The organism is Nostoc linckia z4 (assembly GCF_002608075.1).
In the GTDB taxonomy this organism is placed as follows: Bacteria; Cyanobacteriota; Cyanobacteriia; order Cyanobacteriales; family Nostocaceae; genus Nostoc; species Nostoc linckia.
Genome location: NZ_LAHA01000042.1, coordinates 1 through 13940, shown reverse-complemented (window position 1 = coordinate 13940; position 13940 = coordinate 1). Strand labels below are relative to the sequence as shown.

Sequence of the window (13940 nt, the reverse complement as noted above, 5' to 3'; positions counted from 1 at the left end):
GGGCATTTTCGGCGTTATATGTCACCATTGAGCGAAACTTTATCGCGCCAGTACCAGCTTAAAAGCAGGCTACCTGCTACCAGCTTAATTACTTCCAGTAGCCAATAACTACCGTGTAGTAAACCCATTGTTGATGGAATAGCAACAGCAGCTTCAAATAAATTTAGCTGAATTCCAATGGCACACATTTGCGGAGTCAAGAAGTAGGTGTCAAGCACAGCTACACTCAGCAGTAGCACAGATATCACAATACTGCTAATACCCCTTTGAAATTGCGTTTTACTTAAAACTAGCGCTCCAGTTAAAACTACAGCAGCAGATAATAATTCCATACGATTAAAATTCCAAAAAATCGCGTAGCCAGCTGTAGTAAAACCACCTTGGTTCATCATCCCAGAAAGATAAAGGCTAGGCATAATTACCCAGTCCAAAACTAGGCTTGCACTGAGCCAAAAGCCCAAAGTCAATATGATAGCGGTTTGCCAAATTGGCCGTTTGAATGCAACGTTAGAAATAGCAGTCATATAATAATTGCCTGTGTTGTATTCTTAGTTTCTAACTTCAACAGTTACTTTGACAACAAATATCAATTAACCTTTACATTGATTGCCAATTATAGAGGGCGATCGCTCTTAATTCTTCACTCAATCCCAAGTTATTTTAAAGAGATTTAAGAAATATTAAAAACCTTTAAAAACTAATTTTATCTATGAAAAAGCTCAATTTTAGTGTTAGCAATCCCATAAGTAGGGGCGTACAGTTGTACGCCCCTACTTATTTTTCCTGAAATGTCCAAACTCCTTCATCCCAATCTGATTCTGTTGGGGGTGCTTGTAACCAGTGCTGACAACGCAACAGATGTAACATGGCGGCTTTGTCTTGGTTATCTGCTGCTAAAACTAAGGCAAATTCGGCTCTAGCACGATTAAAATCGCGTTTGAGGTAATATTCGCGTCCTTTATGATAATGCTCAATCACTTGTAGTTTTTCGCCACTAATGGGATCGGAACGCAAACCCACCAATTCATATATAGATACTGGCTCATTTCTGCCTTTGACGCGAATGTAGTCTAGTTCTCTCGCCCAAATATTTTCTTGGCATGGTTTAAAAGTGTTATGGCTAATAATAATATCGCAACCATACTGTTTACTAACACTTTCTAATCGAGAGCCGAGATTTACACCATCACCAATGGCTGTAAATTCCATTCGTTTACTAGAGCCGATATTTCCACTAATCACTGTATCGGAATTGATACCAATACCAATGTTGATTCTGGGTTTATTAAGTACGTGGCGACGTTGATTAAAATCATACAAGCGTTGGCGCATTTCCAAAGATGTTTGCACCGCCATCCAAGCATGTTCCTCTAAAGGTAAAGGAGAACCAAAAACAGCCATAATGGCATCACCGATGTATTTATCAAGGGTGCCTTTATGTTTAAAAACTGCCTCCACCATTGATTCAAAATATTCATTGAGCATACTCACCACTTCTTCTGCTTCTAGATTTTCTGTCAAAGTGGTGTAGCCGCGGATATCCGAAAATAAAATAGAAACTTCTTTACGATCGCCTCCTAGTTTAGCGTCATCCAACTTTAGCAATTCTTCTGCCAATTCCTGGGTCATATAGCGGTACATCGTACTTTTGAGCCGCTTTTCATCACTGATATCTTCCATCACCACCAGCGCCCCACGCACTTGTTCGTGGTCGGTGGCATCAGCAATGGTATTAATCGATAAATTAATACTATGCTGTTCGGTACCAGCACTTAAAAGAGTGCGATCGGGATAATACTGCTGGCGGCGTTTCGAGTCAGTTCCATGTAAAGCATCCTGACACCACTTGCTAAAGTCGCTTTCTTTAATGGCGATGACATCATTAACTGATTTACCTTCTAAACGGTCTTCTGGTTCTAATCCCAGCAAACGTTTAGCGCTTTCATTGGCGGCGATAATCAACCCAGATTTATCAGTAGAAACTACTCCATTGGAAAGACTGCGGAGAATGTCTCGTTGCATTTGTTCTTGTTGCTTGACGGTGGCAAACAACTGAGCGTTATGTAATGCTACTCCTGCTTGAATATTAAAAGCTTCCATGAACTCTTCATCATTGCGGTCAAAACTAGCTTGGAAGCATTCGGGAGCCTTCGGCCAAAAAGCAGGATCGTAAGCCGGAAAATCCCCTGATTTCTTTTTATTTACTAATTGGGTAACACCGATTAATTCTTGGTCGGCGTTAAATACTGGCATACAAAGTAAACTACAGGTGCGATAGCCATTTTGCTGGTCGAGTTGTTTGGCTGTCTCCGAGTCGGGATCGTCGTATAAATCAAAGGCAATATTCAACTTTTTACCGGATGCGGCTACTATCCCTGCAAATCCTTTACCGATGGGGACGCGTAACTCCTTAGTAGAACCGTCATCTTGAGTGATTTTTGTCCACAATTCATGACGATCGCGGTCTATTAACCATAGCGTACTGCGATCGGCATTCATTAATTCCTTGGCTTCATCCATTACCCGCTTGAGGGTATCTTCTAAATCAAGACTGCTTTGAGAAAGGGACTTGATGGCTTTCATCAACGCCGCCACTGCCCTTTGTTTTTGCGTAGCTACATAAAAAGAGCGGGATGATTCTAAAATCAGTCGAATCGAAGGAGCGAATTCTTGAAATAACTGTTCGTCAGCACAGATAAAACCATTGGTATCAATGCGCTCTGCAAGCGGGGCATTGGGATTACTACCAGATTTTAATTTATTCAGTAATTGTACTACTGCCACTAATTGCCCGTGTTCGTTTAATAACGGCAAAGCCAGCATTGTATAAGTGCGATAGCCAGTTCTTTTTTCTTGGGCTTGGGCAAAATGCGATCGCGGATCGTCATAAAAATCAAAGGGAATATTGATAACTTGCTTAAAAGTAGCCACCTCACCGCCGATACCTTTATTGGCGGGGATGCGAATTTCTAAAGAGCGATCGCCCTCCCCCTCAGCTACAATTGACCAGAGTTCTTGTTTTTCCTCATCTAATAAAAATATTGTCGTCCGGTCAGCCCCCAGTAATTCCCCGGTTTTTAAGGTAATCGAATGCAACATTTCTTGCAAGATGTTTTCAAACCCCTGAGAATCCAGCATGGATAGGGTTTGATGCACAATTTGTAATTTTTGCTCGACATCCTTAACAACCTGTTTAAAAGTATCTTGAGTCAAGGGAGCAAGAAACGTAGAAAAAGTTCCTTGTCTTGTGGCAAGAGCGCCTACAGGAGCGGAATTTGCTGGTGATTCGGCGTTTTCTTGGTTGTGAACGCCAATCATCACATCGGCGGTCTCCCCACAACTTCCTTGATACACTGACATAATTAGTATTAGATATAACAGAATGAGATGTTAGATTTAACAATGCGATTAAATTTATGTAAGAGGTGCTAAAAGCAACATTTGATATTATCCATAGTTTAATCGCTTGTTCAGCCAGCGTCATCCTGTCATTGGGTATGGGGCATTGGGCATTGGGCATTGGGCATTGGGGATGGGAAGAGGACAAGGGAGACAAGGTAGACAAGGTAGCAATCTTTCTCTCCGAAGTTCTGATGGTCGGAAACCTCCGCTCAGACTTCTCTCCTTGTCTCCCTTGTCTCCCTTGTCTCCCCCATCTCCCCATCTCCCCATACTTCGGCTCCGCTCAGTACAAGTCTCCCCATCTCCCCATCTCCCCTGTCTCCCCCATCTCCCCATCTCCCCATCTCCCTCATCCCCCCATCTCCCCACTCCCAGGATGAACATTTTCAATATGCTCGATCAAGCTTTCAGCCATTTCAACAGCGACGATAATTAACTGTTGTTCCATTTTTCCGTAGCCTCCCTCGTTGCTGATTTGGGGGTAAATGTGGGGATTGGATAGCATGGCAGCTAGGAGTTGCGATGCTGTTTGTTTTAATTCATAGACTTGTAGGCTCACACCTCTATTCCCTCCAGTCCAACGGTAATTTAATTAGAGTTTGTTCAGATTTGCCAGCACGCACCCCTGGTTTGTCAACAATTTTGACTGTGGTTGCTTGGAGTCCTTCTTCACCTTCTTCTACGGAAAAATACACACCAGTACCAATTTCTAGGCGTTGAAAGTCATCATGTAGGACGCTATTGCGGTGGAAGTAGATTTCCTGGCCGTCTAAGGCTTTAAGAAAGCCATAACCGCGATCGCGAAATAACTTGGTAACAAGCGCCGTTGTATCCTGGGCTGCTTCACTGCTCAAGGCTTTATCGCTTTCATGTTGGCGTTGGGTGAGTTTGACAAGTTGTCCACAAGCTGCGTCAAAGGCATCTCTAATTACTACATTCAGCGGCTGATACTGCTTGCCATCGCTGGGATTACTTTCTGCTACCAATTCGTGCCCAGGAGGTACGGTGATATCAATTCTGACTCTATAAGGAGAACCACTGCGGGGACGATGATGTATCTTTTCAATTGCAATATGGCAACTATTAATGTAATTGCAAATATGTTCTAGTTTGGCTATTTTTTGATTAATTAAAGCAGCGATCGCATCAGTTTTCTCTAGATTGCGATAGGTAATTTCTGGTGTAACTTTCATTGTCAGAGTGGGGATGAGGGAGGTGGGGGAGATGGGGAGATGGGGGAGATGGGGGAGATGGGGAGATGGGGGAGATGGGGGAGATGGGGAGATGGGGAGACTTGTACTGAGCGGAGCCGAAGTATGGGGAGATGGGGCAGAGGAGAATAATAACTCACAAGTCAACAGTCAACAGTCAACAGTCAACAGTCAACAGTCAACAGTCACCCAGTAAACAAGGCTTGACCATTCTTTGTTGCTGTTGTGAGTAATTCTCGGACTTCTTCATCTGTAGTTTGAGGAAAGTTTTCGTACCAAAGACCAACACTGTAGAAAGGGCTGGGTGAAGAGACGCAAGCGATTTGATCTACTTCAGTTTCTAACTGTTGACAAGTTTCAGCTGCGGCTACGGGCACAGCAATGACAATGGCAGCTGGTTGATGTTTTCGCACAGCCACAACGGCAGCCCACATGGTTGCACCTGTGGCTAAGCCATCATCTACTAAGATGACGGTGCGTCCGTGTAAGTCTGGAAAAGGACGCTGTCCTCGATAAAGGTTTTCTCGACGCTGTAACTCTCGTTCTTCTTGCACTGCTACCCTGGCGATTACTTCGTCGGAGATGTTCACCATGTTGATAATATTTGTATTGAGTATCCGCACACCACCAGGAGCGATCGCTCCCATTGCTAATTCTTCTCTATCGGGTACACCCAATTTACGTACTACCAAAACATCCAAGGGAGCATTTAAGGCTTGAGCAACCTCAAAGGCTACGGGTACGCCACCTCTTGGTAACCCTAAAACCACAACATCTGAACGATTAACATAAGCAGCTAACTCCTGAGCTAAAACTTGGCCTGCAAACCTCCTGTTTTTAAATAGCATGGTGTAACACTCCTAATGAATTGACAAAAATTTTAAGTATTTATCCGCATTCGTCCTTTACTGCCTGCCTCAAACAACGGATCGAATTCTGATGGCAGTTGAGAGCGAATATCATCGATTTCGCCTGTGCTAATGGCTTCACTCAATACCTCAATAACTACACGGGCATGATGAACAGCATCTGGCAGCTGCACACTTTCTCTTTGACTTACTCGCTCAAAAAATTCATTAATAGAAAAGCGTTCTCCAGCACCTGCATATTCATGTCGCATGTATTCTGCAATGCCTCTTGGCAGCTGGGCAGCAGCATTAAAAGGCTCATCTCCAGCTAACCTTTCTGCTAGCGTCTCTAGAGTCGCGCGGGTTGCCAGTTCTGCGTCACCACGCGAACTCAGACGGGCACGATTTTGCACCTGTCCAATAAACTCATCGTGTTGCATTTTTCCTCCAGATCGTACATGACTTGTTATGGTCTGACGTTCTGAACCAATCTTAGAAAGCGAAAAATACCGTGTCCTCTGACTAATGGGGCGACATCTTCAATTTATAGTTCTATCAAAAGGATGACACTCAATACGGTTCGGATAAGCAGTATGAACTTCCCTTGTGGTCTGGGAAAAGGTTAATAGTTCGACCCTTCTCTACGAGAGGCTTCGCCAACGCCAACGACAAAGCTCAGGACAGGCAAGCTCACCAACCGGGGAAAGGGAAAATACCAAACATGCACCCCCTTTTCCCGACTTCTGCAAGAAGTCTTATGAACCAATGGAGGAAGATTTTTCTCTTTGAATAAGCTAAAAACTAAAGAACACGGCTAACTATGCTCCCGAAATTGCGATGAATTTTCTCCCACTTGCCAATACTTGTTATTAGACTTATGTTGAGTATATATTTTAACAAAATTTAAATATAAAATTACTTAATTACTCACAGATACGAAAATTTATAGAGGATAAAGTAATGATGAAAGTCCTCATTTTAGGCTTTTCTGGTTTTCTTGAATCAAATTATTGATGTTGTCTTCACATTAATTCTGAATTGTAAATTTGCAATAGTTCACAATACTCTAATTATTTGAAGCCAGTATAAAATTATGTTAAAATTATTCCCATAAAGATAGTAAAAATTATCCTTTAACATTTTTGAGTAAAAATCAATAGGGTAGAATAACTGAATAACGATCCGCTATTTTTAATTTGAAAGCAGGATTTTATAAATGATCGGCTTAACTAGTTCGGAAAACACTACAGTTAACAGCACAGCAACTAGCAAAAGATTGGCAAGGGCGATGATGGTTGCAGCTGGAGAGTTTTCACTGATTTTAGCGTGTTGTAACAGCATTGAAAGACAGCAGCAAGTCCTGAATTGGTTAACAGAATTTTCATCAACCGACATTCCCGAAATCCAGCTGACACCAGCAACAGATACGTTATACACTCCTATTGCCAATAAAATTGGTGCTACTCAACCCGAAGCTTTAATGGTACGGGGCTTAGAATCTGTAGAGGCAATTAATCAATTAATCATTAGCACTAACATCATGCGAGATGAGTTTCGCAAACAGTTTAAGTTTCCCTTGGTATTGTGGGTTAATGACGAAATTCTCTGCAAGCTAGTCTGGTTAGCACCCGATTTCAAAGATTGGGCATCTACTACCATTAGATTTGATGTAGTTAATAATTAGTTAGTCGAACCCGAACAACAAGTAATTAGTGCCTAACTTTGTTCAAAAACATAGGAAACAGCAAGTAGGGCTATGGGGTTCGCTTAAGGATAATCTCACGCAAAGGTGCAAGGACGCAAAGGAAAATCGTATATTTTGGTTGAAGGCGCAAAAGTAGAGACGTAGCATTGCTACGTCTCTACATCGGGTGGAATGACGAAAAATCCTTCAATGAAAGGTGTCATACCATTTCACTTTATAAGTAGATAGTCATGATTAAATCTAAGATGTCATTGCGTTCGCGTAGCGTCTCGTAGAGAGCGAAGCGAAGCAATCGCAAAGTCTCTGGGATTGCTTCGCTTCGCTCGCAATGACAGAACATAATGACAGAACATATTATATTTATTTATGTCCATCTACTTAAATGATACAAATACAAGCGTAAGGGCGTAGGCTCGCCTTCCCGCAGGGTACAGCCGTTCACCCTTACAATTACCTGTACCTCACAAAGTTGCAATTTGCTGTATCTGATGTCATTAATATTTATTCCTCCATTTATTCAACAAATCAACAGCAAAATTACCCGTGAAGCTGGTGTTAATTTGTGTGTGCTACGCCTTGATGTTATGCACCCGTGGGTTAATGGGAATAAATGGTATAAGTTGAAATATAATTTATTAGAAGCAAAGCAAAAAAATTTCACTAAACTGCTTACCTTTGGCGGCGCTTATTCTAATCACATTTATGCAACCGCAGCCGCCGCTAATCTTTTGGGATTTCATACCATCGGCGTAATTCGTGGCGAGGAAAATTTACCATTGAATCCAACGCTGAGTTTTGCTGTACAGCAGGGTATGGAACTTGTGTATCTTTCGCGCCAGATGTATCGACAACGCAACACAGCAGAGTTACATGAATCTCTGCAACAGCGTTTTGGTGAGGTGTTTATCATTCCTGAAGGTGGTAATAATTTAAACGGCGTGCGCGGTTGTACAGAGATAATTAATCAAGGGATGTCTACCGCTGGCTACGCCTTTGATTATATTTGCCTAGCCTGCGGTACTGCAACAACGCTGGCTGGAATTGCACTTTCTTTAAATCAAAGACAAAAAGCGATCGCTTTTCCGGTGTTGAAAAATGGCAATTTTCTAGGAAAAGAAATAGAAAATCTCTTGACAAATTACCTCGCCTCTGGTTTACCGAGTCCATATAATTCTCCCGCTTGTTGGGAATTAATGTGTGATTATCACTTCGGCGGCTATGCAAAAGTCAATCAGGAGTTGCTACGATTCAGCCAAGAATTTAGCTCGGCGCACAATGTACCTCTTGATTATGTATATACTGCCAAAATGTTTTATGGCGTGATGGATTTATTACAGCAGGGTTTTTTTGCTAAAGGCAAAAGTTTGCTGCTGGTACACACAGGTGGCTTGCAGGGTAATGTTGGTATGGAACAAAGATTGCTGGTTTCCATTAATTCCACTTCTTAGAAGACAAGCGGCTGTAGTTGTAAAAAATGGAACTGGCTTTTTAGACAAGATGAGTCCTGTTTCCATTAATTCCACTTCTCAGAAGAGAAGCGGCCTATATCTACCTTGTATCGTTCAACGGCTTCTAAGTTTCCATTAATTCCACTTCTCAGAAGAGAAGCGGCAAGAAGCAAGAGCGACTAACAACTGAAACGACTAAAAAGTTTCCATTAATTCCACTTCTCAGAAGAGAAGCGGCGTAAATGTTTACTTCCAACAAAATCTCTACCTTCAAATATGTTTCCATTAATTCCACTTCTCAGAAGAGAAGCGGCAACTTACAAGATATAGGTTCTATCAGCATTCAGATGGAACAAGTTTCCATTAATTCCACTTCTCAGAAGAGAAGCGGCCCCTATTAATTTAAACCCTGACACCACCTAATGTCCAGACGCCATTTGCGACGGGGTAGAAACCGAAGGCTGTTTCCAGAGAAAAAGCAGAGGCGAAAAACTCTGAAACCCTTGTGTAGAAGGATATCGGCCGGGTTAACGAGAGAATCAGCATTTGCACCATAGACTCGACCCCGCCGCACAGAAACAATAATTTCTGAGATTTAACAAATTCTGGGGGTTTAAGTCCCCCAGTTTTATAACCAGCAAATTTTGTTGTGGCGTTAAAATCCCCATTACAAAACTATACTTGCCACTTGCAACTTGTTTAATCATAGCTACCTACTTCAACTCTTATCTCTTTGCGTACTTTGCGGTTCGATTTTTCCCCATGTAATATTGAAAAATTAACTTTATATTACCAAAAAATAATTATTAAAAACTTACTTGTTCATTTTGTAGCTACACCAATAATATGCTGACTCATCATAAACAATCCCAGTTGAAACTGCTCATAACTAACACTAGTAAAACCAGCATTTTCTAAAGCAACATCAATTTCCCTATCTCGATGAGAAATATCAGCTAAAGTTTTCCAAATCGGACTAATTGTATTTTGTATTTTTCGCAAAAAACTTCCTTGGGGTGCAGGGATATGTTCAATAAATAACAAGCGCCCGCCTGGTTTTAGTACTCTTAAAATTGCCTGTAATGTATAGTTGATATTCGGCACAGAAGACAAAACAAAGGTAGCAACAACGGTATCAACGCTATTATCTTCAACATTTAGCCATTCAGCATTACCAAAGCGGATATCGATATTCAAACCAAGTTTTTTTGCTTGTTTTCGCAGAGAGGAATGCATTTGTAAGCTTGGTTCAATAGCTATTAAATCGATATTGTTAGGATAGTAGGGTAAATTAGAGCCATTTCGCGGATTAATTTCTAATACTTTACCTTGGAGATTAGCAAAAAGTGAAAATTTGCGATCGCCTAATTTTTTATCATAGGTGCTGCTATGTCCAGCCATCATCCGTCTCAAAAAAAATTTACCTAAATTTACATAAATTTGATTTGATAATTCTCCACAAATTTGGTTTACACTCATTTATCCACTTCCTAATTTTTAAGGCTACAAATTGGTGTATCGTTTAACCATTTATAGCCTCAAGATATTATATTTACTTTTGTTTAACTTCACCCAAGCGATTCACCTGATTGGGTGATTTTAGATAAATATTCACTACTTTTCAAATTTGATTCTTTTGAGATTTATGCAGATTTTGTATTTCTGCCAAAAAAGTAAATAATACAACACCAAATAAATCAGCAGCTAAATCAACTAAATCAAAACTGCGATGGGGTGTCAATAATTGAATGATTTCGTCAACGATACAAAAAAAGATGACAAGAAATGGTGTCAATGGCAGTGAAATATTAAATATCTCAATTTTACGTTTATTTAATGCTAGGTGTCCCAAGTATGCAGCAATTCCCAACAACAAAAAATGCATTATTGTATCGAAATACGGAAATTGAGAAAGTTCAACTGGAATAATTTTTAGGTAGGCTGATATGGAAATGGACATTAAAATCCCAAAGTAAAACCAAAACGCAAAAACCCAAAATCGATTAGATTTCATTTTTATTATTTGCCAAAGTAATGTTAAAATTCAGAATTAATCAGCTTGAAAATCACATCATTCATCACAGATGAGATTTTTGAATCATTCTAAATTCTTACATAACTACTACAAATTCAACAAAAAGCTTTCCGCAATTTATAATTCTTGATTTTCGTAAATTCTGTTAAGATACTGTGAATTTTAAAAATTAAAAAATTATCAAACAGAATTCAGGAGTCAGAAGTCAGAATTCAGTGAAAATCAAATTAATGTAGTGGCGTAACAAGTCTTAAATATTGCAATAGATTTTATTGTGGGATGGGTGTCCTCACCCGTCCGGGCGGGCAGGATGCCCACCCCACAAGAGTTTATTAATCCACTATTTTAGTCTTGACACACCCTACATTTTGTTCACAATCGAAAATCCAAAATCTCAAATTCAAAATTGTCTCACGCATGAAGGTTGGCTTGTTCTTGCAACCAAGGATCTACTGGTTGTCCATCTTTGCGGCGTAATTCAATTTCCACAGCTATCACTTGTTTGGAACCAGGAGGCGCAGGTTTTTGATGGAAAATAATATCATAATCTAGTGGATTGTGTTGGCGTTCTTTCAACCATTCTTGCACTTTGGTTGTGGCAAAGAATGATTGTCCCTGCTCAAACATTCGGGTAATCTGCATTTGCAGTGTAAAAGGATTAATGCGACCCATTTTCTACCGCCTTTTTTAATTAAAGAAGAATTCCGAAAATATTATAGTAATCCAGTTTAATTTTTGTGTGTAGATAGAGTGAACTAAGGGAACTCCAAAAAATAAATTATTCCGATTTAGGCTGTCTTCTCTGGAATATTTTTTACTTGGAAGTTTCCCCTTTCCCCTTTCCCCTTTCCCCATCTCCCCGTTAACAGTCTTCTCTGGAATATTTTTTTACTTGGAAGTCCCTAACTTCAGCGTACCTAAGGCCTTGGCGTAGCGTTTCGTAGAGAAGCGCCTATGCGTTGAAAAAATCTAGTATTTGGCGCAGCCTCATAAAAAACTGTATCAGTTGTCAGTAGATATTGTAAAAAATTAAATATCCCAAAAGAGGTAGTTACTGAGATATCAGGTATGACAGAATCGACTTAATGCCTATCCTTTAGTATATTTCACCAGATTACTACTTAATTTTGTTATAGATTGGAGAGAGGCACGCCGCTTCAAGAATTGACCAAAAGATTGAGATGGTTGTTATGAAGACGAAAAATCAAGCTATTTTCGCTTTATTTGTAAAAAGCGCTATTATCTTCTCACCTTTACTACTATCTGTTAGTATTGCCAGTGGACAATCTGCGCCATTATCCAAACCAGCCACAACTCCTGCTGCGGTGTTATCAAATCAGGAACGCGAAGAATTAACGCGATTACGAGCTGAAAAGCAAGTTCAATCTGATTTGAAGAGTGCTTTTAGCCGTACAACTATTTTAATCAATATCTGGCTAGTTATATTAAGTTTATTTCCCTTAGCGATTATTGCTTTACTTTGGCTATTGCGACGAGCCATTATCCGTGAAATTGTTGAGCGCGCAATGCAACAATTAGACGGAGTGGAAAAATTACAAAATCAATTAATTACTGTTAAGCAAGATACAGAAAACTTGATTCAAGAAGTTCAAAAAATTAATTACGACTTAGAAGAAGAAACCACTGCTCTGCAAAAAAAAGTTAAAAATCAATCAGAAAATGTGTCTCTTGTGACATCTGAAATAAATTTAATTAAAACACAGATATTAAATCGCTTAGAATCAGAAATTCAAAAATCTCAAGAAAATATATTATCTTTAGAGTCAAAATTTGCTGTGGCGCTATCTAATTTAGAATTGGAAGCTCAACAAGGAAAAGATTTAGCGCTGGAAAATATGGAAAAATTGGCAAGTAGTTTGTCTGAAGAACTATCCAATTTCAAATCGGTTATCCAACAACAGCAAGAATTAGCAGCAGCAGATTTAGAATTATCCAAATCTGAATTTACATCTCAATTATCTGGATGGCAATCTGATACTCAACAGCAAAAGGATATAATTCTTGAAAGTTTAACTAAATTGCAGTCAGAATTTGTTTCTCAATTATCCAACTTAGAAATAGATATTCAACAGCAAAAAAATGTGGCTTGGGAAAAGTTAGATAATGAATTGAAGTTTCAAATATCGCAACTCCAAACAGATGCTCAAGAGCAAAAAAACCAAATTCTAGAAAGCTTAATAGTATTACAATCAGAATTTAGCGATCGCCTATCTCAATTAGAAGTAGAAACCCAAAAATCTCAAGAATCAATTATTGAGAATTTACAAAAATCTGGCTATGAATTTAGTTCCCAATTTTCAGAATTACAAATCAACGCCCAACAACAAAAAATTCTGCTTTTAGAAAAGTTAGAAAAGTTAGAAACAGAGTTTGTTTCTCAATTATCAGAATTGCAATCAGATGCCCAACAAAGAAAAGATATCATTCTGCAAAAATTAACAGAAATGACATCAACATCCATTTCTCAGGAAGTTGAAGAAATAAACCAAGAACAGCCACAACAACCAAAATTCACGGCTGAAGAATATATAAAACAGGCAGATGCACTATTTTCTGAAAAACTTTATCAAGATGCCATCGTCATTTACAACCAAGCAGTAAAAACACAACCTGATGACCCAATTATTTGGTTAAAATGCGGTTTAACTCTTGCAAGATTAAAACGCTACAAAGATGCTATCGCTTGCTACGATCGCGCCATTGAAATTCAACCAGAATATCATCAAGCGTGGTGCGATCGCGGCGTTGCCTTTGGTTATTTACAACAACATCAACAAGCCTTTGACTCATTTGATAAAGCCACACAAATCAAACCAGACGATGCAGTTGCTTGGCTAAATCGTAGTCTTTCTCTAATAGCCTTAGAACAATACGAACAAGCAATTCCATCCTTAGAAAAAGCCCTAGAACTGCAACCCAATTCTCCTAAAATTTGGGACAAATACGGCTATACCCTAGTGAGATTAGGACGCGACGACGAAGCGATCGTCAGTTTTAATAAAGCCTTAGAAATTAAACCAGATTATGCCAGAGCCTACTACAACAAAGCAGCTTGTTACGCACTCCAAAGACAAATAGAACTATCTTTAACAAGCCTGCAACAAGCAATCGAAATAAATCCCAGATACAAACAAGAAGCCGCAACCGACCTAGATTTTGATGATATCGCCCAAGACCAACGTTTTCAGCAATTAATTTCGTTAAAGGGTTGATTGGGCATCCCTTCTCTGCGAGACGCTACGCGAACGGCTTCGCTCAGGGCAAGGCAAG

General features: G+C 39.7%; 13 protein-coding genes, 1 pseudogene and 1 CRISPR repeat array. Of the genes and pseudogenes, 4 read left to right on the top strand and 10 right to left on the bottom strand.

Going from position 1 to position 13940, the window contains the following annotated elements; translation table 11 throughout:
* Nucleotides 1-14 precede the first annotated feature (14 nt).
* From VF06_RS26480 to VF06_RS26460, 5 genes are all read right to left on the bottom strand, one after another.
* Nucleotides 15-524 (bottom strand): hypothetical protein, encoded by a 510-nt coding sequence (locus tag VF06_RS26480; protein WP_099073047.1) that lies wholly within the window; start codon nucleotides 522-524, stop codon nucleotides 15-17.
* Between the two features lie 250 nt (nucleotides 525-774).
* Complete coding sequence (locus VF06_RS26475) at nucleotides 775-3360, bottom strand: GAF domain-containing protein (RefSeq protein ID WP_099068006.1); 2586 nt, start codon at nucleotides 3358-3360, stop codon at nucleotides 775-777.
* A gap of 120 nt (nucleotides 3361-3480) precedes the next feature.
* Complete coding sequence (locus tag VF06_RS26470; RefSeq protein ID WP_180268979.1) at nucleotides 3481-3771, bottom strand: hypothetical protein; 291 nt, start codon at nucleotides 3769-3771, stop codon at nucleotides 3481-3483.
* Nucleotides 3752-3961, bottom strand: a complete 210-nt coding sequence (locus VF06_RS26465; protein ID WP_099076454.1) for a hypothetical protein — start codon at nucleotides 3959-3961, stop codon at nucleotides 3752-3754. Before VF06_RS26465 ends, VF06_RS26470 begins: the two co-directional genes overlap by 20 nt.
* Before the next feature lie 4 nt (nucleotides 3962-3965).
* Entirely contained in the window at nucleotides 3966-4595 is a 630-nt protein-coding gene (locus tag VF06_RS26460; protein WP_099076453.1) for an HPF/RaiA family ribosome-associated protein, read from the bottom strand.
* 31 nt (nucleotides 4596-4626) lie between these two features.
* On the opposite strand from VF06_RS26460, the gene VF06_RS41270 reads away from it, so the two are divergent.
* Nucleotides 4627-4809 carry a hypothetical protein gene (locus VF06_RS41270; protein WP_180267940.1) on the top strand — a complete coding sequence of 61 codons (183 nt, stop codon included), beginning with the start codon at nucleotides 4627-4629 and terminating at the stop codon, nucleotides 4807-4809.
* On the opposite strand, the gene VF06_RS26455 is transcribed toward VF06_RS41270, so the two are convergent.
* Nucleotides 4799-5461, bottom strand: a complete 663-nt coding sequence (locus VF06_RS26455; protein WP_099072683.1) for a phosphoribosyltransferase — start codon at nucleotides 5459-5461, stop codon at nucleotides 4799-4801. The genes VF06_RS41270 and VF06_RS26455 overlap by 11 nt on opposite strands.
* 32 nt (nucleotides 5462-5493) lie before the next feature.
* Complete coding sequence (locus VF06_RS26450; RefSeq protein WP_099072684.1) at nucleotides 5494-5901, bottom strand: DUF2267 domain-containing protein; 408 nt, start codon at nucleotides 5899-5901, stop codon at nucleotides 5494-5496.
* Between the two features lie 776 nt (nucleotides 5902-6677).
* On the opposite strand from VF06_RS26450, the gene VF06_RS26445 reads away from it, so the two are divergent.
* Both VF06_RS26445 and VF06_RS26440 read left to right on the top strand, forming a co-directional pair.
* A complete protein-coding gene (locus tag VF06_RS26445) occupies nucleotides 6678-7145 on the top strand; it encodes a hypothetical protein (RefSeq protein ID WP_099072685.1) in 468 nt (155 codons plus the stop codon).
* Nucleotides 7146-7654: 509 nt separating this feature from the next.
* A pseudogene (locus tag VF06_RS26440) lies at nucleotides 7655-8587 on the top strand (1-aminocyclopropane-1-carboxylate deaminase/D-cysteine desulfhydrase); the annotation flags it as partial.
* A gap of 3 nt (nucleotides 8588-8590) precedes the next feature.
* A CRISPR array of direct repeats spans nucleotides 8591-9006; the repeat unit is 36 nt; unit sequence GTTTCCATTAATTCCACTTCTCAGAAGAGAAGCGGC.
* Nucleotides 9007-9436: 430 nt separating this feature from the next.
* On the opposite strand, the gene VF06_RS26435 reads toward VF06_RS26440, so the two are convergent.
* The 3 genes from VF06_RS26435 to VF06_RS26425 all read right to left on the bottom strand — a co-directional run bounded on the left by VF06_RS26435 (nucleotide 9437) and on the right by VF06_RS26425 (nucleotide 11321).
* Nucleotides 9437-10093: a class I SAM-dependent methyltransferase gene (locus VF06_RS26435; RefSeq protein ID WP_099072686.1), complete on the bottom strand. Its 657-nt coding sequence runs from the start codon at nucleotides 10091-10093 to the stop codon at nucleotides 9437-9439.
* A gap of 142 nt (nucleotides 10094-10235) precedes the next feature.
* A complete protein-coding gene (locus VF06_RS26430; RefSeq protein ID WP_099072687.1) occupies nucleotides 10236-10628 on the bottom strand; it encodes a VanZ family protein in 393 nt (130 codons plus the stop codon).
* Nucleotides 10629-11060: 432 nt separating this feature from the next.
* Nucleotides 11061-11321, bottom strand: a complete 261-nt coding sequence (locus VF06_RS26425; protein ID WP_099072688.1) for a hypothetical protein — start codon at nucleotides 11319-11321, stop codon at nucleotides 11061-11063.
* A gap of 518 nt (nucleotides 11322-11839) precedes the next feature.
* On the opposite strand from VF06_RS26425, the gene VF06_RS26420 reads away from it, so the two are divergent.
* Nucleotides 11840-13882: a tetratricopeptide repeat protein gene (locus VF06_RS26420; protein WP_099072689.1), complete on the top strand. Its 2043-nt coding sequence runs from the start codon at nucleotides 11840-11842 to the stop codon at nucleotides 13880-13882.
* Nucleotides 13883-13940: the final 58 nt, after the last annotated feature.